Here is a 22,779-nt window from a genome sequence, read left to right on the forward strand (position 1 = left end):
TCCTCCAGCGACTATAGGAGCAAGCGGAAATGAATCACGGCATCGCGATTGGAAAAGTCTCGCAAGCGAGTGGGGTCAAGGTCACCACTGTTCGCTTCTATGAGCAGATCGGGCTGCTGGCCGCGCCGCCGCGCACGGATGGCGGGCGCCGCACATATGATCGCAAGGACATCGAGCGGCTAACCTTTATCCGGCACTCGCGAGAGCTCGGCTTCGAAATCGACCAGATTCGAACGCTGCTCGAACTCCAAGACCGTCCCGACCAGTCTTGCGCAGATGCCGACACGATCGCCAAGGCTCGCCTGGTGGAGGTGAAAGCGAAGATCGCGAGCTTGACGGCGTTGCAGGCCGAACTCGAGCGGATGGTCGATGGCTGCAGCCATGGTCGGGTCGAGAGCTGTCGGGTGATCGAGATCCTCGCCGATCACGGGAAGTGCAAGCACCATCTGCACGACGCTTGATCCGAAGCCAGATGGATCGACCACTACCTTCGATGTGGATCACGTTGGAAACCGGTCAGTCAGTGAGATTGGAACACCAATGACCTCTCAAGTCCAAATCATCGCCGAGCTCGGTGTCGCGCCATCGTTCTAAGCCTCCGTCGAGGTGGACCGGCGGGTCTCGTTCCTCAGGGACTACTTGGTGCGCTCCGGCCTGACGACCTATGTCTTGGGCATCAGCGGCGGCGTCGATTCGACCACAGCGGCCATGCTGGCACAGCGAGCCGTGAGGGACCTGCGGGCCGAGGGCCGCGAAGCGCGTTTCATCGCGGTACGGCTGCCCTATGGAGTTCAGGCCGACGAGAAGGACGCCCAGGCGGCATTGTCGGCGATCGAACCGGATCAGACCTTCACCGTGAACATCAAGCCTGCCGCTGACGCCATGTGGCGGCAGATCCGGGCAGCCGGCTTCGAGCCCGAGAATGAGGGACAGGAGGACTTCCTGCTCGGCAACGTCAAGGCGAGGCAGCGGATGATCGCCCAGTTCGCCCTGGCGGGAGGTCTAAAGGGCCTCGTCATCGGCACCGACCATGCCGCCGAGGCGGTCATGGGCTTCTTCACCAAGTTCGGCGACGGCGCAGCCGACATCCTGCCGCTCGCCGGCCTGACCAAGCGGAGGGTCCGCGCCATAGCAGCCCACCTCGGTGTACCGTCGGAGCTGGTGTTCAAGGTGCCTACAGCGAATCTCGAGGACAATGCCCCTTTGCGGCCAGACGAGGACGCCTATGGGGTGACCTACGACCAGATCGACGATTTCCTCGAAGGCAGGGCGGTTCCCGATTTCGCCCGCGATCGGATCGTGAACGCCTATCGCGCGACCGCCCACAAGCGAGCCCTTCCGGTCGCCGCCAACGCCGCGGCCTGACGGCTTCGTCTATGGTTGGAGCGGGTCCGAAGCAGACTTGGCGGCCTGCACGTCGCGCTGGCGTTCGGGCCAGGTGCTCTTGATGTAGTCGAGCACGGCTGCGATCTCGCCGTCGTCGAGCACCGCACCGAAGCCCGGCATGTCGGTCTCGTAGCCGGACATCATGGCCGCCGGCCCTTCCTTGACGATCCGGAATAATTGCCGGTCGGAATGATGCCAGGTGTGGCCGGTCGCGTCGTGGGGCGGTGCCGGCAGGCGCCCGGTCGGCAGCCGCTGCTTCCAGTTCGGCTGACCTTCGAGGTTCGCGCCATGGCAGCTTGCGCAATTGTCCAGATAGACCTGCCTGCCGGAGATGTCTTCGGAAAGGACCGCCCCCGAGGCACCCACCAGCACGACCGCGATCAGAAGGGCGAGGTATTGAGCGCTTCGATGACACGACATTCCGCGACTACCCCTTTCTGGCATTCGTCGACCATCCGCGACAATTCTGCTCGCAGGCTCTGCAACTTCGACAGGCGGCGTTCGACCTCGTCCAGTTGAGCCTGGGCGATTCGGCTGGCATCGGTGCAGGAGGCCTCGGGCTGTTCCTGCAAGGCCAGTAAGGTGCGAATGGACTGCAGGTCGAAGCCCAGGTCCCGGGCGTGGCGAATGAAACCGAGGCGGCGGACGTCGGCTTCGCCATAGATGCGGCGCCCGTTGCCCTGTCTGGCCGGGACGGGCAGCACGCCCGCCCGTTCGTAGTAGCGGATGGTCTCGACATTGACCCCCGCGTTGCGGGATAGATCCCCTATCTGCATTTCCTGCTTGCTCCTGTAGTGACTACAGGTTGTAGCCTCTGCACCAAATCGTCTCAAGAAGGAGCAAGGGCATGAGCGCTGCTGCCGAAACCGTACGCTACCAAGTCACCGGCATGGACTGCTCGTCCTGCGCCGCCAAGATCGAAGGGGCCGCCCGCAAGGTGGACGGTATCCAGGACGTCAAGGTATCCATCGCCTCCCAGATCATGACGCTCGAGGTGGACGATCCTGGTCGGCGCTTGCCGCTGCTCGAGACCGCAGTAACGGACCTCGGTTACCAACTCGACCGGATCGGCGGGCAGAAGGGGGCGAACTCCGAGCACGACCACGACGAGGAGGGCGACGACGATCACATTCCGGACCTCTCGCACGTCACGCCGGCCTACAAGCGGGCTCTCTGGATCGTCGTGCTGCTCAATGTCGGCTACGGCATCGTCGAGATCGCCGGCAGCTTCATCGCCGGCTCCCAGGCGCTGCAGGCCGACTCGCTCGACTTCCTTGGCGACGGACTCATTTCGTTCCTGGGCCTGATCGCCGTTGGCTGGGGACTTGCCGCCCGGGCGAAGGCGGCCCTGCTGCAAGGCATCTTCCTTGGCCTTCTGGGACTGGGCGTGGTCGCGTCCACCGTCTACCGAGTCTTCATCGAGCACCAGCCCGAGAGCCTGGTGATGGGCGTCTTCGCGCTGATTGCGTTCGTGGTCAACGTGCTGGCCGCAGTGGTGCTTATCCCGCACCGCAAGGGCGACGCCAACATGCGAGCGGTTTGGCTGTTCTCCCGCAACGACGCCATCGGCAACCTCGCCGTGGTTGCCGCCGCGGGTGCGGTCTGGTGGACCGGGTCGCAGTGGCCTGACCTGATCGTCGCCTTCGCGGTGGCCGGCCTGTTCCTGCAGTCCGCTTGGTCGATCATCCGTGATGCGAGGTCTGACCTACGGCAGGCTGGCCGATGAGCAATCGCGACTCCTCGCTCTTCCTCGTTCTGGGCGTCATCGGCGTGGACGCCTCCACCAAGGAGGCCGCCCTGATGTACCTCGACGGGGCTGGCGTGCCGGTGCTGCCGGTGTTGGACCTTACCCTGGGATTCAATACCGGCGTGAGCTTTGGCATGTTCGCCGCGGACAGGCCCGGGGGCTGGTGGGCCATCGTCCTCGTGACCCTCGTGGTGTCCGCGGTGGTCGCCTGGCTGTGGCACAGGAGCCGTGGACGACTCGAGCGCTTTGGCTACGCCGCCATCCTGGGCGGGGCACTGGGCAATCTCGTCGACCGCATTCCCGATGGCGCGGTCACCGACTTCATCGACCTGCACGCGGGCGGCTGGCACTTTCCCACCTTCAACCTGGCCGACGTCGGCATCACCGCCGGCGTCGTCATGCTTCTGATGGCGACCATTACCGGCGCCTTCGCGGGCCGTACCGCATCCGGTTCCGGGCGCCCTTAGCCCATCAAAGGGCGGCCATGGTCGAGAGCGGCGCGACGGGGCAGGTTCCGTTGGGATCGAGCAGAGCGGCGCCCGTGCGGTTGAACACGTAACGCTTCTCGCACACGTCAACCGCCGGCAACTGCAGCGTGCGGTCGAAGATGTCCGCGCCCTCCTTGAGGTTGCGCCAGAAGGGGGCATGGGGGCTGGCGGCGTGCCGTGCGAGGTTTGCCTCCGTCATGCGGAACGGCAGCAGCTGCAGCTGCACGGACTGGTTGCCGCCCCGGAAGCTCTCGCGAACCATGGCGTAGAGTTCCTTGATGCCGTCGTCGGTCATGGCGTAGCAACCCACCGACTTGCAGTCGCCGTGGATCATCAGGTAGCTGCCGGTGCGTCCCCAAGCCTGGTCGAACTTGTTGGGGAAGCCTACGTTGAACGACAGGAAGTAGTTCGACTTCGGGTTCATCAGGGCTGGGGTCACGTCGTAGAAGCCTTCCGGCGATTGGTAGTCGCCTTCCTGGATCTTGGGTCCGAGCGCGCCCGACCATTTGCAGATCGGGTAGGTCTTGAGCAGGGCGTACCGGCCGGTGTGGGTGCGCTTCCACACCTCGAGCTCGGAACTCTCCTTGAACACCCGGATCATCATCGGTTCGGTAGGCGAGGACCCGATCGCCGCCATCTGGTCCACCAGCCCCTTCGGCAATGGGACGTTGTGACGATTGTCGCCGACGAACTGGCTGCAGCCGGCCAGAGCGACAGCTGCGATCACGAGGGCGACGGTGTGAAGGAGGCGAGAGAGCATGAAGAGGTCCAGTTCAGTTCCTGGCAACCATATCCCCGGAGGGTTACCCCTTCGTGAGCCTTACCCTTAGGTCATGGGAACGATGTCGCGATCGTGTTCGACCATGCCGGCCAACTCCATCTCGATGGTGGCGTGCTCCACGTTGAACTGGTCGTGCATGCTCTTCTTGAGTCCCTCCTTGAGGTCCGTGGCAGCGGCGAGGTCATTGCGATCGGTGACCAGATGCACCTCGACCGCTGTTCGACCCTCGCTGATCTGCCAGACATGAAGATGATGAACGTCCACGACGCCGTCCGCGGCCTCGAGATGCCGCACCAGGCCGGCGTGATCGAAGCTCTTGGGAGCACTGTCCATCAGGACCGCTATCGATTCCCGGATCTCCGTGGAACCGTGGACCAGGACGTAGATGGCGATCAGGGCGGTTACGGCAGGGTCGACCCAGGAAGCCGATGGTCCCCAGATCATGATGGCGATGCCGCTGGCGATCACCGCGACGGTGCCCAGCGCATCGGCGATCATGTGGAGGAAGGTGCTGCGAACGTTGAGGCTGCCGAGATCCTTGCGCAGCACCCACGCTGCGAGCAGGTCCTCGACCAAGGCGATGACGCCTACGATCAGGACCGTCGTGGGGACGACTTCCACCGGTTCCAGGAAACGGGTGCCGGCTTCCCACAGCAGATAGAGGCCGATCATGATCAACGTGGTGAGATTGATGAGGGCGCCAACGGTTTCTGCCCGGGCATAGCCGAAGGTTCGTCTTTCGTTTGCGGCCCGCTGGGCAATGCGCCAGGCAATATAGGACACCAGAACCGAGCCGGCGTCCGATAGGTTGTGCGCTGCGTCCGCGATCAGGGCGAGTGAGCCGGAGATGGCCCCGCCCACCACCTCGGCGACAGCAATGCCGAGGTTGAGCGCCAAGGCGATGAGCAGCCGGCGGCCTTGTCCTGGGCTACGATTGGCTGCGGATCCGTGCGAATGGGACATGCAAACCTCCTTGCGTCGAGGTCAACCTAACTCCTCCAGTGGCTAGAGGAGCAAGCGCATTGTCGCAGCCTGTCCTAGCCCAGTTGCTGTGGAGGCACCGGAATGTCAGGCTAGGACGATGAAGAATCTAATCCTTGCAGCCCTCGTTGGCGGATGGGCCACTACAGTATTCGGTGCGGAACTGCCGATGATGCTGGTTGACGACCTCATGGTCGAGGAGGCTTGGGCAAGAGTGAAGCCGGACGGCGTGGAAGTCTACCTCGTTATCAACAACCGCAACCTTACCGGCGTAGGCCCGCTTGGCATCGAAGTTCCAGGCGCAACCATGACGCAGGTGGTAAGATCGGATGGGGGACCTTCGAGCCCACGTTGCCACCGCATGCCGAACTCTACATGCAGCCCGGGGGAGTACGTGTCGAAGTCACAGGTATATCTGTAGGGGGCAAAGTGCCGGTCAGCGTGTCATTGGGCGAGGCGCGGGTGACGTTCAATGCCCGTATCCTTGGTGCAGGAGAGCCTCCTCCCGACCACCACGACTATGATCACAGCTGATAGAGCTGTTGCTGGACAGAGTTCACCACCACTTCGGAATCTCTACTGGCACCCAGGATCAGCGCCGATGCCCGGTTCCGCTGCCACGGTCGTCCCAGGTAATGCAGACCTGGCGTTCCTGCGGGCACTGCGTTCCAGTCGGCGACGTTCCGGTATCCAACCGCCCAGATGACTGAAGCGACCTCAGCGTGGCCGCCATCCGAGAACTTTGCAGTGCGGTCGGACGCATCAACGAGGCGTGGCCGGATGCTAATGCCTCGGCCACGAAGCGCGGCAAGGCTTCTGCCGCGGTCCGGGAAAGGATCCGCCTTCTGCATCATCCTGCCGACTGGCGATCCGGCAGACGCGGACAAGAGCCCCAGCCGGTCCATCACCGTCCAGGTGCTGACGCCGAACAGGCGCTGCGGGAACAGGCGGCGGGGTTTGCCAGTGGCGAGCAGGACCTCGTGTGTGGCAGCGAGTTCGATCGCCATGTCCCGGCCCGAAGCGCCATCGCCGACTACCAGCACCGGACCCTTCCCCACGCTCAGCGGCGACCGGTACGTGGACATGGTGAGCTGGGCGACGCCGGGTCCGAACCGCGACGCCACCTCCGGTACGATCGGCTGCTGGAAACCGCCCGTGCAGACCAGCACGGCTTGGCTGCGCACGGTGGCGTCGTTGCCCAACTCGGCGACGAACGTGCCGGCAGTGTCACACTCCAATCGAACCACCCGGGTTCCGCTCATCAGCGGGATGCGGTTCGTTTCGGCGTAGGACCGAAGGTAGTCGGCGAATTCGAGTCGTCCGGCATAGCCTTCGGCGTTGCCATCGAGCGGCACGCCTGGGAGCGAGCTCAGGCACCGCGGCGTGAACAGGGTCAGGCTATGATAGCGGTGTCGCCAGCTATCACCGACTTGGGCAGATGCATCGACCACCAGGTGCGACACGCCAGCCTGGTCGAGACGGTAGGAAGCCGCCAAACCAGCTTGGCCGCCCCCGACGACCAAGACGTCGACCTGCTCCGTCATTGCGCAGCTGCGACCTCGCTCGCGACCAAATCGGCAAGGGCTTGCGGATCAGTGCTGGCTGGCGCCTTGCCGTTGACGAAGAAGGTGGGCGTCTGCCGAACGCCGAGGCGCTCGACGTCGGCCATGTCGGCGTTGAGAACGCCCACCATGCCTGGCCTGAGAACGTCCTGCCGGGCCTGTTCCACATCGAGACCAGCCTCGCCTGCAATCTGCCATGCCAGATCGAGGTCAGGTGCACCATGCACCGCCCATTCCGGCTGGCGGGCAAGGAGCGCTTCGAGCACCGGGATGAAGAGGTCCTGGAGACGAGAAGCCTCGATGATCTTCACCGCGGTGTCTGAACCTTCGTGAAAAGCTGCATAGCGCAGCACCAGCTTCACCTGGTTGGGATGACGATCCATAATCTGCTTCACGATCGGGTAGAATGCCCGGCAGGCTTCGCAGCTGGGGTCGAAGAATTCGGTGATGGTGACTGGAGCGTCTGCAGGGCCGATCACCGGTGAGTGGGGCCGTACGAATCCTGCTTCCTCGACGGTGGCGACGACGGGCGACGCGCTTGGCGTCGGGGCGGGCCGGTAGAACCAGGCTGCGAGGCCGAATGCGGCGACGGCGATGACTGCGACCGCCACGACGGCAAGGCGCTTATTCATGATTGTTTCCTCGCGAGGGGCAAGAGCAAGAGGGTGATGCCGGCAAAGGCAGCGGTGGAGAGATAAGGAATGGGAATGCCCATTATCAGCATGCCGGCTCCGGAACAGGAGGGCCCTGATGCCGAGCACGGGACAATCGGTGCTGGCAGCAGTCCGGCATACTGGAGGAAATGGTAGGCAGCGATGACCAGGCCGACCGACGAAAGCGGCAGGGCATATCGCCAAGTGTCCATATCGCCGCGGAAGGCGCCGACACCTAGGATCACGACCAGCGGGAACATGGCGATACGCTGATACCAGCACAGGGTGCATGGCATCTGTCCCATGACCTCGCCGATGAAAAGGGCGCCGAGCGTGGCGACCAACGCGATGAACCAGCCGGCTATGAGCAGGGTCCACTGATGCGTTTCGCGAGGCATGCAAACTCCTTGGTTGGGAAGGATTCTTACGATCTATAGCCGCTAGAGGAGCAAGGGCAATTTCGCCGCACCCCGACTGCTCGTATGCGCGCTTGCACGGAGCTGCCTTATAAATCGAATTATTATAAACGAGATTGTGCTGTGCAGCTTCGCTGCCCGGTCTGGTGCAGGTCTAGCCCGAGTGTCCCTGCCATCGATGACGTAGTCTCGCCAGATTTAACCTTAGGCTAAGGATGATGGGCTGGAATGATCCGGACCGTGTGGTGAGGAATGACCATCTCAATCCATCGTTGGCTGTTGCCCGTTATGTTCGCGCTGCTCGCACTGATGCTGTCCATACATCAGGCAGGTGCTGCCGTTCATGTGGCCGAGCACGGGATCGGTGCGGTCGCGGTGGGTTCCGACAGGCACGATACGCCCGATCCTCTCCACGCCACGACATGCTGCACGATCGCCTTCGGGGTTGCGGCACCCGATGCCGTCTCGGCCTTCTCGCCGGCAAGCACCATTCGTTTCGCCGTCGATCCAGGGCGCACCAACGGCTATTCCTATCCGAGATCCAAACATTTCCGTCCGCCTCGTCTCGTCTGATCCAGCAGTCCGGCACTGCCAACGCAGCGCCGATCCATGGAACACCGACCGGACCGAATGATGAAAAGACGCGATTTACTTCGGCTGCTTCCCATGAGCGCAGTCGCAACCTTGCCTATGATGCAGCCTGCACGGGCGCAGTCCCTATGGGACATGATGAACCAGACCCGCACCCTGACCGATGCAGAGCGGGAAGCGAACAGTGCCGCCGCGATCCAGGCCATCGATACGGTCGAGCCGATCCTCAGCTACGACACGGCCAACAACCTTCAGATGGCGATCGCCCAGTACGAGCCCTTCGTCGCCCGCGGCGGCTGGGAGCAGGTGCCGCAGGAAACATACGGCGTCACCATGGGCGTTAACCGTGATGGTGTCGTCCAGCTCAAGCGTCGCCTGATCTCGTCGGCAGACATGGCCATGGTGGAGCGGGTCGATGAGGCCATGGACGCTCCGACCGACGCCGCCTTGCGACGCTTCCAGGCCCGTCATGGCCTTGTTGTCAACGGTCAGGTGGACGAAGCGACCTGGTACGCCCTCAATGTTCCGGCCGAGACCCGACTGCACCAGCTTCGCCTCAATCTGCTGCGGGTGCAGAACATGGCGTCGGCGTTGGCGGACCGCTACGTCGTGGTGAATATTCCCGCGGCCTTCATCGAGGTTGTCGAGGGCGGGATGGTGCAGCGCCGGCACACCGCCGTGGTCGGACGCATCGACCGCCAGACGCCCATCCTCAAGAGCCGTATCCACCAGATCAACTTCAACCCGTACTGGAACGTGCCGGTCTCGATCATCCGCCGGGACTTGATCAAGTACATGAACGAGAACCCGAACTACCTTACCGAGCAGAAGATCCGCATTCTCGATGGCAACGGCCAGGAGCTCCAGCCCAGCCAGATCAACTGGCAGACCGAGGAAGCGGTGAACTACCGGTTCCGCCAGGATCCGGGACCGCAGAACTCGATGGGGAACGTCAAGATCAACTTCCACAACCCCCATGCGGTCTATCTGCACGACACGCCGACCAAGGGCCTGTTCGGGGAGAACGCCCGGTTCTATTCGTCAGGATGCGTCCGCGTCGACCAGGTCCAGGACTTCGTCGGCTGGGTGCTGCGCGACAACGGCGACTGGGGGCCCGGAGAGGTCGCCAATCTGTTCGCCACCGGCGAGCGGAAGGACGTCGAGGTAACCAACCCTCCGGAGATCCACACGACTTACATCTCGGCGTGGGCGAACCGGAACGGGGTCGTCAGTTTCCGGGACGATGTCTACGAGTTCGACATGGCCGGCAAGGTCAGCTTCGATGCATGACGTCCTGGGGGTCGGGGAGAAGCTGACGATCGGGATCGCCGGGATGGCCTGCGACGGCTGCGTCCATGTCCTGGAGAACGCGGTCAATCGGCTCCCAGGCATCGCCTATGTCGGAGTTTCGCTGAGCGGCGCAAGCATGACCGTCCGCAGTGGCGAGGGGTTCGACCTCGCCAACTTGTTTGGTTGCGTGAAGGCTCTCGGCTACGAAGTGTCGGAGGCCGGGAAGGCGTTTCCCAGCACCTCGATGGACTGCCCCTGTCGAGCACGCGCCAAAGCGTGATGACGTGACCAGATCTATAGAGCGGTTGCGAGATAGGTAAATTGCAGAACGTGATCTTCTTTCACTAACGAGCTGGCATCACTGCTCTTGACGGACAGCAGCGACGCCACACTTCGGCGAATACCGCGACGCAGCAGGTGCCGGCGCCAGCTAAGACCCAGAGCGATGGCTCCGGTCCGATAGTGCCGAGGGAGATCGACAAGGCGAATGGCGCCAATGCGGACAGCCCCAGCCTTCCCATGCCGATCCAGCCCAGCCGTTTCCCGAAACCTGCCTTGCCGAAGATCGCCAATGGCAGCGTCCCGGAGACGATGCTGAAGAGCCCGCTGCCGATACCGAAAACCACCGCGAAGGCAATGGCGCCAGTAGTTGAGGGGGCGGATAGCGCTAACGCACCCAACGCCAGCGGCATTGTGACTGCCGAGACCACTGCCAAGACCGTAGCAGGAAGGTTCTGGCCGAAGGCCATGTTGATCAATCGACTTGCCACCTGGGCAGGCCCGAGCAGCGACGCGACCCACACGCCGGCAGTGCCCAGCCCCAGCAGGCCAAGCATGGGCACCATATGGAACAATGTCGCCGCCGAAACGAAGCCGGCGAGCGAGAACCCCAGGACGATGAGGACGAACAAGAGGTTTCCGTTCTCGACCGATATCGGCATCGGGGCAGCGACCGTTTCGGGCGGACGACCGGCTGCGATGCGCGCGAAGCGAGATAGCCAGAGGTGAAGCGGGAGACAGACCGCGAGGTTCAGGCCGGCGAAGAGGAAGTAGACCTCTTGCCAGTTCGCGGCTTCCAGCAACCAGGTGGTAAGCGGCCAGAAGATCGTCGAGGCAAAGCCGGCGATGAGGGTCAGGTAGGTTATGCTGCGTTGGGCGCGGGAGCCCGTCGTCTGGGCGAGGAAGGCGAACGCCGTGGAATAGAGCACGAAGGCAGATGCCAGTTCGACAAGGATCACGCCAGTTAAGAAGGCCATGGCGTTCCCCGCCAGCCCGCAAGTCGCCAGCGCCGCAGCGGCACCAACCGAGCCGGCCGACATTACCCTGCCAGCACCGACCCGATCTGCCAGCCCGCCCGCCCATGGCGAGACGAGCCCACCGGCAAGCAGTGCGAGGGAGATGCAGCCGTAGATCCACTCCACTGGCACCTGCAGGTCGCCGGCGACGTTCGGGGCAAGAATGCTGAAGCTGTAATAGAGGGTGCCATACCCGATGATCTGGGTGATGCCGAGAGCCCAGATGGCGCCGGCGTTGGATTGGGTATCGGCCATCGTATTCTAGATCGACTTGAGGCCGACCCGCTCCTCGAGCTTGGCTGCCGCTTCCTTGCGCTCGCTATAGCGGGAGGTCAGGTAGCCGGATACGCCGCGGTTGATCAGCGTGAACTTCACCAGCTCCTCCATAACGTCGATGACCCTATCGTAGTAGGATGACGGTTTCATGCGACCGTCCTCATCGAATTCTTGGAAGGCCTTTGCCACCGAGGACTGGTTGGGGATGGTCACCATCCGCATCCAGCGTCCGAGAATGCGCATTTGGTTGACGGCGTTGAAGGACTGGGAGCCACCCGACACCTGCATGACCGCCAGAGTCCGACCCTGCGTGGGCCGAATGGCGCCGCCAGGAAGCGGTATCCAGTCGATCTGCGACTTCAACACCGCGCTCATCGCGCCATGCCGTTCCGGCGATGTCCAAACCTGGCCTTCAGACCACAGCATGGCCTCGCGCAGTTCCTGCACCTTGGGGTGCGTTTCTGGAGCATCGTTGGGCAGCGGTAGGCCATTTGCGTGGAAGATCCGGACTTCGGCACCGAATGCCTCAAGGAGGCGTGCGGCTTCCAGGGTCAGGAATCGGCTGTAGGAGCGTTCCCGCAGCGACCCGTAGAGCATCAGAATGCGTGGTTTGTGGTCGAGGGCAGGAGCGACGAGCTGGCCGAAGTCGGGAACCTGGAAGGCTGCAGGCAGGACGTTTGGCAAGTCAGACAAGCCGCTTCCCTTCGGCATCGATGATGACCTCGCCGTCCTCCTTGGTGAACGGCCCGATATCGGGTTCTCGAGGATATCGAGCACGACTTCGGATGGCCGGCAGAGGCGGGTGCCCACCGGGGTCTCCACGAACGGACGGTTGAGCAGGATCGGCTGCGCTTCTATGGCTTCGAGCAGGTCCTCGTCGGTCTTGGCCGGGTCACCCAAGCCCAGTTCCTCGTACGGGGTATCCTTCTTGCGGAGGGCATCACGCAGGCTGATGCCGGCGGCGGAGACCAGTTCCAAGATGCGTTCGCGGCTTGGCGGCGTCTTGAGGTATTCGATCACCGTCGCTTCGACGCCGCTTTGACGGATCATGGCCAAGGTGTTGCGGGACGTGCCGCAATCGGGGTTGTGGTAGATGGTGACGCTCATTCGGCGGCCCTCGTTTCTGTGTTGTGTCGAACGGCTGCGCCGCGCTCGTACCAGCCCTTGCTACGGTTCACGATCCAGACCACCGACAGCATGACCGGCACTTCGACCAGCACGCCGACCACGGTGGCCAACGCAGCCCCGGAGTTGAAGCCGAAGAGTGCAATCGCAGCCGCAACCGCGAGTTCGAAGAAATTGGAAGCGCCAATCAGAGCCGAGGGCCCGGCGACGCAGTGCTGCTCCCCGGAGACCCTGTTCAGGAAGTAAGCCAAGCCCGAATTGAGGTAGACCTGGATCAGGATTGGCACGGCCAGCAGTAGGATAACCGTGGGCTGGGCGATGATCTGCTCGCCCTGGAAGCCGAAGAGCATGATAAGTGTTAACAGCAGCGCCGCGATCGAAATCGGCTGCAGGACGGCCAGCACCCGGTTAATGGCGTCGATGCCGCCATTGGCAAGCAGCCAACGACGATAGAGCTGGGCGGCGATGACGGGCACGACGATATAGAGGCCGACCGACAGCAGCAGCGTGTCCCAGGGAACGGTTATCGCCGATAGCCCTAGCAGCAGTCCGACGATAGGCGCGAAGGCGACGACCATGATGGCGTCGTTCAGGGCGACTTGAGAAAGGGTGAAGTGCGGTTCGCCCCTGACCAGGTTGGACCAGACAAACACCATGGCGGTGCACGGTGCCGCGGCCAGGATGATCAGGCCGGCGATGTAGCTGTCGATCTGCATCTCCGGCAGCATCGGGCGAAACAGCCAACCGATGAAGAGCCACCCCAGCAGCGCCATCGAGAAGGGCTTGATCGCCCAGTTGATGAAGACGGTGACGCCGATGCCGCGCCAGTGGGAACCGACCTGCCGCAGGCTCATGAAGTCGATGCGGACCAGCATGGGCACGACCATCAGCCAGATGAGCACTGCCATAGGGATGTTGACCTGAGCGTACTCAAAGGATCCCAGACCCTGGAAGACGGCAGGGAAGAAGTGGCCGGCGGCGATGCCAACGACGATGCAGATGGCGACCCAAATGGTCAGGTAGCGTTCGAAGATGGACATGGCAGACCTAGATTGTGCGGGACAGAAGCGCGGCGCTTGAGCAGATGGATGATGCCTGTCGCGTGCCAAGGATCGCTGCTGGCGCATCCAGGCGATCAGTACGGACAAAGCCGAGGTGCTCGAAGAACGCTGCCGCCGACGTCGTCAGGAGGTAGACCCGCTTCCCGCCGGCATTGCCTATTTCCCGCAGCATGACCTCGACAACCGCACGCCCCGCGCCAGTGCCGCGGCTCTCCTGCGGCACGGCGACCGAGCGAAGCAGCGCGTCCTGACCGTAGAGCTCGTAGCCACCAAAGCCGAGCAGTTGGCCGTCACGCTCGATGCGGAAGAAGGATCGTCCTGCGTCGTCGAGATCGTCGATCGGCAGATGGGCATCGAGTAGAGCCCGGCGAAAGCGTTCATCCTCGCCGGGAATGGGTGTGGACGCGATCATGCTGCGCCCTTGCTCGGGCCAGTAGTGCCCTCAAGCGCGCTGATCCCTTGCAGCTTCGATGTGAGTGTCATTCGGTCGATGGTCGCCAGCGGCAGGCTCATAAAGGCGGCAATTCGGTTGCGTAAATACTTCAAGGCGTCCTCGAAGGCGGCTTCCTTCTTGAACTGGGGCCCGTCCACCGCAGCAGGATCCTCAATGCCCCAATGCGCTGTCATCGGCTGGCCAGGCCAGACGGGGCAAGCTTCGCCGGCGGCGTTGTCGCAGACCGTGAATACGAAATCCATCTTCGGTGCATCCGGCGTTGCGAACTCGTCCCATGGCTTTGAGCGCAGACCCTCCGTTGAGATGCCGGCCTTGCGAAGGGTTTCTAGAGTAATCGGATGCACTGCGCCCTTGGGGGTGGAGCCGGCCGAGAAGCCGTGGAAGCGACCATCGCCGATGTGATTGATCAAGGCCTCGCCGAGGATCGAGCGAGCGGAGTTCCCGGTGCACAGGAACAGGACGTTGTAGACGCGGTCAGCAGGCACAAGCGTTCTCCTTCGTGGCAGCGGTGCAGCATTCGGCGGCGACGGCAGCGGCGGGCAGGCACACCTCAGGGTGTCCCGAGCAGCAGTCGCGCATGAGGAACTCGACCAGTCCCGACAGACCTTCGAAATTGGCGCTGTAGATAATGGACCGGCTCTCGCGGCGGGACTGGATCAGACCGGCACGTTCGAGATGGGCGAGATGGAAGGATGCCCCGGACGACGAGGCATCGACGGCTTCTCCGATGGCGCCGGCCGACATGCCTTTCGGTCCAGCCTGCACCAGAATTCGTATCATGCGGAGGCGTGTCTCCTGGCTGAGGGCACCGAATGCATTGAGGGCTTGCGGTTCTTCCAAAATCATCTCAATATCTCAAGGATCGTTGAAACACGGATAACCCAACATGAACGCACGCGCAACCATCCCGTACGTTGAAGTCCAATCCACGCTTGGAGCCGTGCTGGCGGGCCTTGACGGTCACGGGGAGAAAACGCTGGCCATCATCTATGGCGATCGCGAAGTGCAGCAGGGCTTCCACGTCACCGAAGTGAAGGCCGGGTCGTTTACGACGCTCGATTGCGGCGGCAATCCCGATGCCTGGCAGGAAACCGTGTTGCAGGTCGAGGACATCCCGAGCGAGGGCAAACCGCAGATGACAGCGGCAAAGTTCGCTTCGATTCTCGCGCAGGTGGACAGCAAGGTGCCGCTCAACCATGAGGCTCGCTTCACGATCGAGATCGGCCGACCCGGGGAGCCCATGTGCGTGTTCGACGTGGCCGACCTGTCCATCGAGGACGATCGCGCAATTCTGACTCTCGGAATACGTGCCGCGATCTGCAAGCCGCGCCATCGCGCCGCGCAATTCGAGGCAGCATCGTGTGGCGGGCCGGCGGCGACGTCGAACTGCTGTTAGCGCTGGCGATCGCGTCTGCTCTAGGTTCTTTTATCGGCTGCCTTCGACGACTGAAATGGGGTCGCAATCAGCCATCTAAGGAACAATCAGGTGCGCGCATGCCGGTCGGTACACGCTGGGGAGCCAGCGCTCGCCGACATACGCAGGAATGCCGAGCCTCTACAGTAGACGCCTCCGCGATGTTTGGGTTGGCTCCGGACGTCAGTGGCAGCAGGACGGTCATAAGGGGAGACGAGATGATGTGCATCAGTTCACCCTCGTGTAGGTCTCACCATCGAGCACCCGCTGGACCTGCTCCTTGTTGATCGCACCGATCCTCTCCGCGATTACCTCGGCGGAGTGCTCGTCCGCGAGCCGCCGAATGCTTCGGACCTGATCGACCTACAAGCGACCATCGCGCCCGCAGATCTGCGCCACGGCCCATTCGTCGTCCTTCCACTTCTCGGATACCCAGGGGGCTGGCAAACCTCTTCGGGGGTTCTCGCGCAGCCACTCCGCGCCACAACTCGTGACCGTCGTAATCCTTTACCCGGAAATGTAGCCAATCATTTACGAAGTCTTCGAGCCTGTCCGCTGGAAGAGCCTTGATCTGGGCGGCGTAGTTTGGAAGCACATTCGATCTCCGAAGGTGACGCAATAATCCTTCGAGCTTGCGGATTCTGAAATGCGGACTTTGACCGCCGGGTGGGATACCCGCTCGTTGCTCTTTTGCAAGGGACTATTCTCACGACTGCCTCGAAGAATCGATCCATACAAGTAGCGACCTGACCACATCGTGTTCAGCCATGAGCTTCCGCGGAACAAATATGACCCGTATCCGGCATGTCAGCATCAAGAACTTCCGGTCAATCAAGGATCTGTCGTGGTTTCCGGGTCCAGGCCTGAATTGCCTTATCGGCCCGGGGGACGGCGGCAAGTCGACCGTGCTGGACGCGATCGACCTTTGCCTTAGCGGACGACGTACCGCCACTTTCACCGATGCCGACTTCCATGGTCTCGACGTCAGTCAGCCCATTGCGATCGAGATAACCGTCGGCGCGTTGCCCGATCGCCTGAAAAGCATGGAAACGTACGGCAACTACCTTCGGAATTTCGACGCCGCAGCGTTGAGGATAGACGACGAGCCGGAGGCGTCCGGCGAGACGGTGCTGACGCTATCGCTGACGGTGACGGCCGACCTGGAGCCGAACTGGACTCTCGTATCAGACAGGGCGCCCACGGACACACAGAAACTCTTGTCGTGGTCCGACAGGAATTCGATCGCGCCCACCCGGTTGGGCAGCAACGGTGGGCAGCACCTCGGCTGGCGGCGGGGGTCGGTGTTGAACAGACTGTCGGAGGAGAAGGCGGATACCTCGGCGGCCCTGGCGTCCGCCGCCCGCCTTGCCCGACAGACCTTCGGCGACCATGCTGAAAAGCAGCTCGGCGCCACTTTGACCAAGGTTGCCGAAGCCGCTCGAGCTCTTGGCGTGCCCGCAGGCGAGGATCTAAGGGCACTCCTTGACGCCCATTCCGTATCGGTTGGCACGGGCACCGTTACCCTGCACGACAAGGCCGGGATACCGCTCGATGCGATGGGAACCGGTTCGACGCGACTCCTTTCGGTTGGCCTGCAACGCGCGGCCGCGGAAAGCGCCTCGATCGTCATAGTGGACGAGTTGGAATATGGACTGGAGCCGCATCGCATCATGCGCCTCCTGGGGTCCCTGGGCGCGAAGGAAAACCCGTCTCCGATGCAGGGGTTTCTAACTACCCACTCGCCGGTTGCAGTGCGTGAACTGTCTTCCGCTCAATTGCATGTCATGCGGCGCCGGGACGGCAAGTATGTTCCGGTCGCGCTGTCCGCCGAGGCGCAGGGGACCGCCCGCTCGTTTCCGGAAGCGTTTCTGGCGACTTCGGTCATTATTTGCGAGGGCGCCAGTGAAGTCGGATTTGTGAGAGGCATGGACCGGTTTGCGGCCGGCACGCCGAAGGGATCCCTGTTCGCGGCCGGACTCGCTCTCATTGATGCGGGCGGGTGCGACAAGATCTATGGCAGGGCGCTGCCGATGGCCGGCCTCGGATATCGTACCGCGGTCTTCCGCGACGATGACAAACAGCCCGATGCGGGCCAGGAAAAGGCATTCACGGAATTGAGTGGTACCGTGTTCAAGTGGAGGGCCGGCAAGGCACTTGAGCAGGAGATTTTCGAAAACGTCTCGGACCACGCTGTCTTGCAGCTTCTCGAACGGGCTGTTGCTCTACACGGCGAAGAATATATCGCCGACCAACTTTCCTCGGCCAGTGGCGGAGAAATAAAAATTGAAGACTGCCGCGCGGGGCAGGGGACAGAGGTGCGCGACCTGCTTGCCGGAAGAGCCAAGTCCAAAGCGGCGTGGTTCAAAAACGTCGGGTACTTTGAAGACATCACGTACGATATCCTGCTCCCCGATGCGCCGAACTGGAAACCCGAATTCAAGGCGATGGTCAACGACATGGCAAAGTGGGTGCGCCGTGGCGATTGAACTCGACCTGGCAACGATCACCAGCGGGTCGGTCAGCGCACCCGCAGGATGCGGAAAGACCCATCTCATTGCCAAGCTCATTGCCGAAGGCACGCGCGACAAGCCGTTGCTTGTGTTGACGCACACCAATGCCGGCGTCGCCGCGATGAGAGGTCGCGTTCGACGCAAGACTTCAGGGTATCGGATGTCCACAATCGACGGCTGGGCCATGCGCTTGATCGCCATGTTTCCGGAACGCTCAGGCCATGACGGTGCTATCCTTGATCTCGACAATCCGCGAAGCGATTATCCCAGTATTCGTGAGGCGGCGGCGGCCCTCCTCGAGTCTGGCAATCTCGACGACGTCCTTGCATCGACCTATTCGCGGGTGATCGTCGACGAGTATCAGGACTGCAATGAGGTCCAGCATCGCATCGTCTCGCGACTGGCGGCAGTCTTGCCTACGGTTGTCCTCGGAGATCCGCTGCAGTCCATTTTCGGCTTCGGCCGCAACCCCGTGGTGGATTGGGACGCGGACGTCTTGTCGGTTTTTCCCTTGGCCGGCGAACTTGCCACCCCGCACCGCTGGATCAACGCCGGCGAGGAAAGCCTGGGCCGTTGGCTTTTAGACGTACGAAAAGAACTGGTCGCCGGCCGCCAAATCGACCTTCGGGGCATACACGAAAGGGTCAGCTGGGTCGAGTTGGACGGAAGCGGTAACGACCGAAAAAACCGCCTGGCCGCCGGAATGACCGCTCCGCCGGCGAAGGGTGGAAAAGTACTCATTATCGCGGACTCCATGAACAAGGCCGGCCAGTACGACTACGCCCGACAACTTCCCGGAGCTGTTGTCGCTGAAGCCGTCGATATGGGTGACCTTGTGAGCTTCTGCGCCAGCTTCACCGTGGATGGCGCCGATGCGTTGGCGCAGTTGGTATCGTTCGCGGCTCAACTGATGACTAATGTCGGTCCTGATGACCTCCTGAAACGTGTGGCAACGCTCAAATCCGGGCGGGAGAAGAAGCCCCCGAGCCAGGCGGAGACGGCAGCTCTTGCCTTTGAAGCGAAGCCGAGCTTCGAGACTGCAGCAAATCTGGTTGAAGCCATCGCCGCCACTGGCGGGGTCAGGGTTCATCGGCCTACAATCTTGGCATCCTTCTACGAGGCCTTAAGACAATGTCGCGCGAATCCGGGGCTCCAACTGACGGATGCAGCAATCGCGACACGCGAGCGCGGGCGCCTGATCGGTCGTCCCCTTGCGACCCGTACCGTCGGCAGCACACTGTTGCTCAAGGGGCTTGAAGCTGAAGTTTCGGTCATCCTCGATGTCGATAGGATGGATGCAAGCCACCTCTATGTCGCGATGACCCGCGGCTCTTGCCGTTTGGTGATCTGCTCGCAGTCGGCACAGCTTCCAATGGGTTGAGTCGACGAAAGCAGTGCAGGCGATGAAGCGCTTGCCCTCTATGAACGCAACTGGCGGTTTGTCGATACCGAACATCTCACTCCTCGCGAGGCCAAGCTCATCAACGAGTTGGTTGATGAATTCGGTCATGGGATGATGCTGGCATAGTACGATTTCCGATTTCACGCCCACTGGTGGCCCATAAGCCCACAGAGCTCGAGATTATGTTGCTGGCCTTTCCCGCGCCCATGGCGTGGAAAGGCTATTGTAAGCATTGGCATGGTAGTTTCGTATCATGCGTTTGACGACCGATTGGCTGATCCCCATTCTCGTTGCCCTCATGATAGGAGCGGCGATTTTCGTCGTGCTGATTGGCTCCGGCGCTATACTCCAGTTGATGATCAAGTAGCGGCCGAACACCGTCCGCCCCAGGGGCTTGACCTTGCCACCGTGGAAGGGTGCAGCATCATGTCAAGCAGGAGGTCGACATGGCAGCCGATAACGATCACGCGCACCACCATCTTCATCACGCCGCCGCGCATCCCCGGACACTTGAAGCGGGGCAAAAGACGTCCAGGCCGTCGGTTAAGGACCCGGTCTGCGGCATGGAGGTCGATCCCGCGACTGCCCAGCATCGGGCCATGTTCGAAGGCAAAACGTACTACTTCTGCTCGGAGAGCTGCCGCTCGAAATTCATGGCGGAGCCGGCGAAGTACGTTTCGGGAGGCTCGGCGAAAGAACAACGTGCACCCACAGGCACGATCTGGACGTGCCCGATGCATCCCGAAATCCGGAGGAGCGAGCCCGGCGCGTGCCCGATCTGCGGCATGGCTCTGGAACCGGAACTCCCTACGGAAAAGTCCGGGCCAAGCCCCGAACTCAAGGATATGGCGCTTCGCTTCTGGATAGGGAGCGCTCTGGCCATACCGGTCTTTATCATGGAGATGGCCGCACACCTGGTCGACCTCCATCACTGGATTTCGCCGCACGCTCTAAATTGGACCCAGCTTGTTCTGGCAACGCCGGTCGTCCTTTGGGCCGGCTGGCCTTTCTTTGAACGAGGATTCGCCTCGATTAGGAACCGCAGCCTAAACATGTTCACCTTGATCGCCATGGGCATCGGGGTGGCTTGGATCTATTCGGTTGTCGCAACGCTGATGCCCGGCATTTTCCCTCACACCATGCGGGAGATGGACGGCGCCGTCCCGGTCTATTTCGAGGCGGCTGCCGTGATCACAGCCCTGGCGCTTCTGGGCCAGGTTCTGGAGCTCAGGGCACGCGAGAAGACATCTGGTGCCATCAAGGCACTCCTCGGCCTCGCCCCCAAAACGGCGCGTCGTATCCGTGAGGACGGGTCCGACGAGGAAGTGGAGGTCGATGCCGTTGTGGTCGGCGATCGGCTACGCGTACGCCCGGGCGAGAAGATCCCGGTGGACGGAACGGTCGTCGAAGGTCGCAGCGCCGTCGACGAGTCCATGGTGACCGGCGAGTCCATGCCCGTTACCAAATCGCAAGGCTCGGGCCTTGTCGCCGGCACCATCAATCAGTCGGGTGGTCTGGTCATGGAAGCGACAGGCATCGGACGCGACACCATGCTTTCGCGCATCGTGCAGATGGTTGCCGCGGCCCAGCGATCACGCGCTCCGATACAACGCCTCGCCGATCAGGTCTCGGGCTGGTTTGTGCCTCTGGTGATTGTCATCGCACTGGTTGCGTTTGCTGCCTGGATGATCTGGGGACCAGAGCCAACATTTCCCCATGCACTCGTGGCTGCCGTTTCAGTCCTGATCATCGCCTGTCCTTGCGCTTTGGGTTTGGCAACCCCGATGTCCATCATGGTAGGCGTGGGCAAAGGCGCTCAACTGGGGCTTCTGGTCAAGAACGCCGAAGCGCTTGAGCAGCTTGAAAAAATCGACACGATCGTTGTCGACAAGACGGGCACGCTGACCGAAGGTAAGCCCAAGCTCACCCACATTATCGCAGCCGAGGATTTCGACGAGGCCGATGTCCTCAAGCTTGCTGCGAGCCTGGAAAGAGCAAGTGAGCACCCACTCGGCGTTGCGATCGTGGCGGAGGCCGAAAACCGCAAACTGGCCCTTTCGCAGCCGAGCAACGTCGACTCCCCCGTCGGCAAGGGACTGACCGGTTTGGTCGAGGGGAAGAAGGTCCTTATCGGCAGTGCGAAATACCTCGAGGCAGAAGGCATCTCCAGTGCCGCATGGAAAGAACGAGGCGATGCGGTCCGAGCCGAAGGGGCGACAGTAGTTCTCGTGGCAATCGACGGCCGGGTGACGGGTGCACTGGGGATCGCCGATCCGATCCGGAAGACAACGCCCGAGGCGCTTGCTGCCCTACGCTCGGATGGCATTCGGGTCGTCATGATGACGGGCGACAATGCCGTCACCGCTGCAGCGGTCGCGCGCACGCTCGGTATCGACGACGTCGAGGCCGACGTATTGCCCGAGCGAAAGAGCGAAGTGGTCGAACGCCTCCGGTCCGAAGGGCGGGTTGTCGCGATGGCAGGAGACGGGGTGAACGACGCGCCCGCCTTGGCGGCGGCCGATGTCGGCATCGCCATGGGCACAGGTACCGACGTCGCCATGGAAAGCGCCGGCGTTACCCTTCTTAACGGGGATCTGATCGGCATCGCTCGAGCCCGGCGTCTGTCGCGAGCAACAATGGGTAATATCCGGCAGAACCTCTTTCTCGCGTTCGTTTACAATGCCGCCGGCGTTCCGGTGGCTGCCGGAGTGCTCTACCCGTTCTTCGGTCTGACGCTGTCGCCGGCCATCGCTGCCGCAGCCATGGCGTTGTCATCGGTCAGCGTCATCGGCAATTCGCTGCGGCTACGATCCGCAAGGATAGTCTGACCGCGGGTGTACCTTCTCACGCAAACTTAGCACTTGGGCAGGCCTTATCGAGCTGCCCGAGTGCTTTCATCTCGATGTGATAGGACGCGACTTGATCCATGCCATGGTTAGATCGCAATTTTGGGGTCGAAGAATGCGTCACATCGAGATTCGCGCTTTGAAGCTGATCTGCAACATCGTCAATCTGGCAGCGATGATCATGGTTCTGTTCCTGGGAGCCGTTTCTGTGGAAGCCGGCGACGGCGCTCCAAGTCACGGCCTATCCATCGAGATGCAGGCAGCCGATCATCATGCGGTTGAGGAGGAAGCCAGCGTGCATCATCACGGTGGAGGAGCTGCCGTGCATTGCGGCGCACCTATTCTCGGCGCCGAAAATCCCGAGTTCGAGTGCGTCATCCACGTTGCTGAAGTGACCTATTCGCACCCCACGGTCATCGCTTGGCATGAGCCGCAATTCGAAGACCTGAAGCCCCCACGTCGCTGAACCGTCGCACCAGCCGCCTTCGCACGGCAATCAGC

At 62.1% G+C, this 22,779-nt stretch carries 24 protein-coding genes and 2 pseudogenes; 12 read left to right on the top strand and 14 right to left on the bottom strand.

The window, feature by feature from the left end; genetic code table 11:
- The first annotated feature begins 29 nt into the window (after positions 1-29).
- A complete protein-coding gene (locus tag VW35_RS15025) occupies positions 30-461 on the top strand; it encodes a MerR family transcriptional regulator (protein WP_046143904.1) in 432 nt (143 codons plus the stop codon).
- Between the two features lie 79 nt (positions 462-540).
- Positions 541-1,365: pseudogene (gene nadE, locus VW35_RS15030) on the top strand (ammonia-dependent NAD(+) synthetase).
- A 9-nt stretch (positions 1,366-1,374) separates the two neighbouring features.
- Here the strand turns inward: nadE and VW35_RS15035 are convergent.
- Together VW35_RS15035 and VW35_RS15040 are read right to left on the bottom strand one after the other, a co-directional pair.
- Positions 1,375-1,806, bottom strand: coding sequence for a c-type cytochrome (locus VW35_RS15035; RefSeq protein ID WP_052951771.1), 432 nt, complete (start codon positions 1,804-1,806; stop codon positions 1,375-1,377).
- Positions 1,767-2,162: a MerR family transcriptional regulator gene (locus VW35_RS15040; protein WP_046143905.1), complete on the bottom strand. Its 396-nt coding sequence runs from the start codon at positions 2,160-2,162 to the stop codon at positions 1,767-1,769. Before VW35_RS15040 ends, VW35_RS15035 begins: the two co-directional genes overlap by 40 nt.
- A gap of 71 nt (positions 2,163-2,233) precedes the next feature.
- Between VW35_RS15040 and VW35_RS15045 the strand changes: the two genes are divergently transcribed.
- Positions 2,234-3,112 carry a cation efflux transmembrane domain-containing protein gene (locus tag VW35_RS15045; protein ID WP_244465915.1) on the top strand — a complete coding sequence of 293 codons (879 nt, stop codon included), beginning with the start codon at positions 2,234-2,236 and terminating at the stop codon, positions 3,110-3,112.
- The gene (lspA, locus tag VW35_RS15050; protein WP_046143907.1) at positions 3,109-3,600 is read left to right on the top strand and encodes a signal peptidase II; all 492 of its coding nucleotides are present in this window, start codon (positions 3,109-3,111) and stop codon (positions 3,598-3,600) included. The genes VW35_RS15045 and lspA overlap by 4 nt, the downstream gene beginning before the upstream one ends.
- A 4-nt stretch (positions 3,601-3,604) precedes the next feature.
- On the opposite strand, the gene VW35_RS15055 is transcribed toward lspA, so the two are convergent.
- The 5 genes from VW35_RS15055 to VW35_RS15080 all read right to left on the bottom strand — a co-directional run bounded on the left by VW35_RS15055 (position 3,605) and on the right by VW35_RS15080 (position 7,996).
- Entirely contained in the window at positions 3,605-4,381 is a 777-nt protein-coding gene (locus VW35_RS15055; protein WP_046143908.1) for a L,D-transpeptidase family protein, read from the bottom strand.
- 66 nt (positions 4,382-4,447) lie between these two features.
- Positions 4,448-5,365 (bottom strand): cation diffusion facilitator family transporter, encoded by a 918-nt coding sequence (locus VW35_RS15060; protein WP_046143909.1) that lies wholly within the window; start codon positions 5,363-5,365, stop codon positions 4,448-4,450.
- A gap of 542 nt (positions 5,366-5,907) precedes the next feature.
- Positions 5,908-6,927 (bottom strand): flavin-containing monooxygenase, encoded by a 1,020-nt coding sequence (locus VW35_RS15070; RefSeq protein ID WP_046143911.1) that lies wholly within the window; start codon positions 6,925-6,927, stop codon positions 5,908-5,910.
- A complete protein-coding gene (locus VW35_RS15075; RefSeq protein ID WP_046143912.1) occupies positions 6,924-7,577 on the bottom strand; it encodes a DsbA family protein in 654 nt (217 codons plus the stop codon). Before VW35_RS15075 ends, VW35_RS15070 begins: the two co-directional genes overlap by 4 nt.
- Entirely contained in the window at positions 7,574-7,996 is a 423-nt protein-coding gene (locus VW35_RS15080; RefSeq protein WP_046143913.1) for a disulfide bond formation protein B, read from the bottom strand. Before VW35_RS15080 ends, VW35_RS15075 begins: the two co-directional genes overlap by 4 nt.
- 270 nt (positions 7,997-8,266) lie before the next feature.
- Between VW35_RS15080 and VW35_RS15085 the strand changes: the two genes are divergently transcribed.
- The 3 genes from VW35_RS15085 to VW35_RS15095 all read left to right on the top strand — a co-directional run bounded on the left by VW35_RS15085 (position 8,267) and on the right by VW35_RS15095 (position 10,175).
- Entirely contained in the window at positions 8,267-8,587 is a 321-nt protein-coding gene (locus VW35_RS15085; protein ID WP_046143914.1) for a hypothetical protein, read from the top strand.
- Between the two features lie 156 nt (positions 8,588-8,743).
- Positions 8,744-9,895: a L,D-transpeptidase family protein gene (locus VW35_RS15090; protein ID WP_161796922.1), complete on the top strand. Its 1,152-nt coding sequence runs from the start codon at positions 8,744-8,746 to the stop codon at positions 9,893-9,895.
- Positions 9,888-10,175, top strand: a complete 288-nt coding sequence (locus VW35_RS15095) for a heavy-metal-associated domain-containing protein (protein ID WP_046143916.1) — start codon at positions 9,888-9,890, stop codon at positions 10,173-10,175. The genes VW35_RS15090 and VW35_RS15095 overlap by 8 nt, the downstream gene beginning before the upstream one ends.
- 64 nt (positions 10,176-10,239) lie before the next feature.
- Here the strand turns inward: VW35_RS15095 and arsK are convergent, their stop codons facing one another.
- The 7 genes and pseudogenes from arsK to VW35_RS15125 all read right to left on the bottom strand — a co-directional run bounded on the left by arsK (position 10,240) and on the right by VW35_RS15125 (position 14,946).
- On the bottom strand, positions 10,240-11,445 hold the full coding sequence (gene arsK, locus VW35_RS15100; protein ID WP_046143917.1) for an arsenite efflux MFS transporter ArsK: 1,206 nt from the start codon (positions 11,443-11,445) through the stop codon (positions 10,240-10,242).
- A 6-nt stretch (positions 11,446-11,451) separates the two neighbouring features.
- Positions 11,452-12,177 carry an arsenical resistance protein ArsH gene (gene arsH / locus VW35_RS15105; protein WP_046143961.1) on the bottom strand — a complete coding sequence of 242 codons (726 nt, stop codon included), beginning with the start codon at positions 12,175-12,177 and terminating at the stop codon, positions 11,452-11,454.
- A pseudogene (gene arsC / locus VW35_RS21045) lies at positions 12,152-12,573 on the bottom strand (arsenate reductase (glutaredoxin)). Before arsC ends, arsH begins: the two are co-directional and overlap by 26 nt.
- On the bottom strand, positions 12,570-13,631 hold the full coding sequence (arsB, locus tag VW35_RS15110) for an ACR3 family arsenite efflux transporter (RefSeq protein ID WP_046143918.1): 1,062 nt from the start codon (positions 13,629-13,631) through the stop codon (positions 12,570-12,572). Before arsB ends, arsC begins: the two are co-directional and overlap by 4 nt.
- A 7-nt stretch (positions 13,632-13,638) precedes the next feature.
- Positions 13,639-14,064: an arsenic resistance N-acetyltransferase ArsN2 gene (gene arsN2 / locus VW35_RS15115; RefSeq protein WP_046143919.1), complete on the bottom strand. Its 426-nt coding sequence runs from the start codon at positions 14,062-14,064 to the stop codon at positions 13,639-13,641.
- Positions 14,061-14,591, bottom strand: coding sequence for an arsenate reductase ArsC (locus VW35_RS15120; RefSeq protein ID WP_046143920.1), 531 nt, complete (start codon positions 14,589-14,591; stop codon positions 14,061-14,063). The genes arsN2 and VW35_RS15120 overlap by 4 nt, the downstream gene beginning before the upstream one ends.
- Positions 14,581-14,946 carry an ArsR/SmtB family transcription factor gene (locus VW35_RS15125; protein ID WP_046143962.1) on the bottom strand — a complete coding sequence of 122 codons (366 nt, stop codon included), beginning with the start codon at positions 14,944-14,946 and terminating at the stop codon, positions 14,581-14,583. Before VW35_RS15125 ends, VW35_RS15120 begins: the two co-directional genes overlap by 11 nt.
- 46 nt (positions 14,947-14,992) lie before the next feature.
- On the opposite strand from VW35_RS15125, the gene VW35_RS15130 reads away from it, so the two are divergent.
- From VW35_RS15130 to VW35_RS15150, 5 genes are all read left to right on the top strand, one after another.
- Positions 14,993-15,502 (top strand): DUF6428 family protein, encoded by a 510-nt coding sequence (locus VW35_RS15130; RefSeq protein ID WP_046143921.1) that lies wholly within the window; start codon positions 14,993-14,995, stop codon positions 15,500-15,502.
- A gap of 806 nt (positions 15,503-16,308) precedes the next feature.
- Positions 16,309-18,006 carry an ATP-dependent nuclease gene (locus VW35_RS15135; RefSeq protein WP_046143922.1) on the top strand — a complete coding sequence of 566 codons (1,698 nt, stop codon included), beginning with the start codon at positions 16,309-16,311 and terminating at the stop codon, positions 18,004-18,006.
- The gene (locus VW35_RS15140; RefSeq protein ID WP_046143923.1) at positions 17,996-19,411 is read left to right on the top strand and encodes a UvrD-helicase domain-containing protein; all 1,416 of its coding nucleotides are present in this window, start codon (positions 17,996-17,998) and stop codon (positions 19,409-19,411) included. The genes VW35_RS15135 and VW35_RS15140 overlap by 11 nt, the downstream gene beginning before the upstream one ends.
- Before the next feature lie 467 nt (positions 19,412-19,878).
- Positions 19,879-22,260, top strand: coding sequence for a heavy metal translocating P-type ATPase (locus tag VW35_RS15145; RefSeq protein ID WP_083982875.1), 2,382 nt, complete (start codon positions 19,879-19,881; stop codon positions 22,258-22,260).
- 133 nt (positions 22,261-22,393) lie between these two features.
- A complete protein-coding gene (locus VW35_RS15150; protein ID WP_046143924.1) occupies positions 22,394-22,744 on the top strand; it encodes a hypothetical protein in 351 nt (116 codons plus the stop codon).
- Positions 22,745-22,779: the final 35 nt, after the last annotated feature.

This window comes from Devosia soli, from assembly GCF_000970455.1.
In the GTDB taxonomy this organism is placed as follows: domain Bacteria; phylum Pseudomonadota; class Alphaproteobacteria; order Rhizobiales; family Devosiaceae; genus Devosia; species Devosia soli.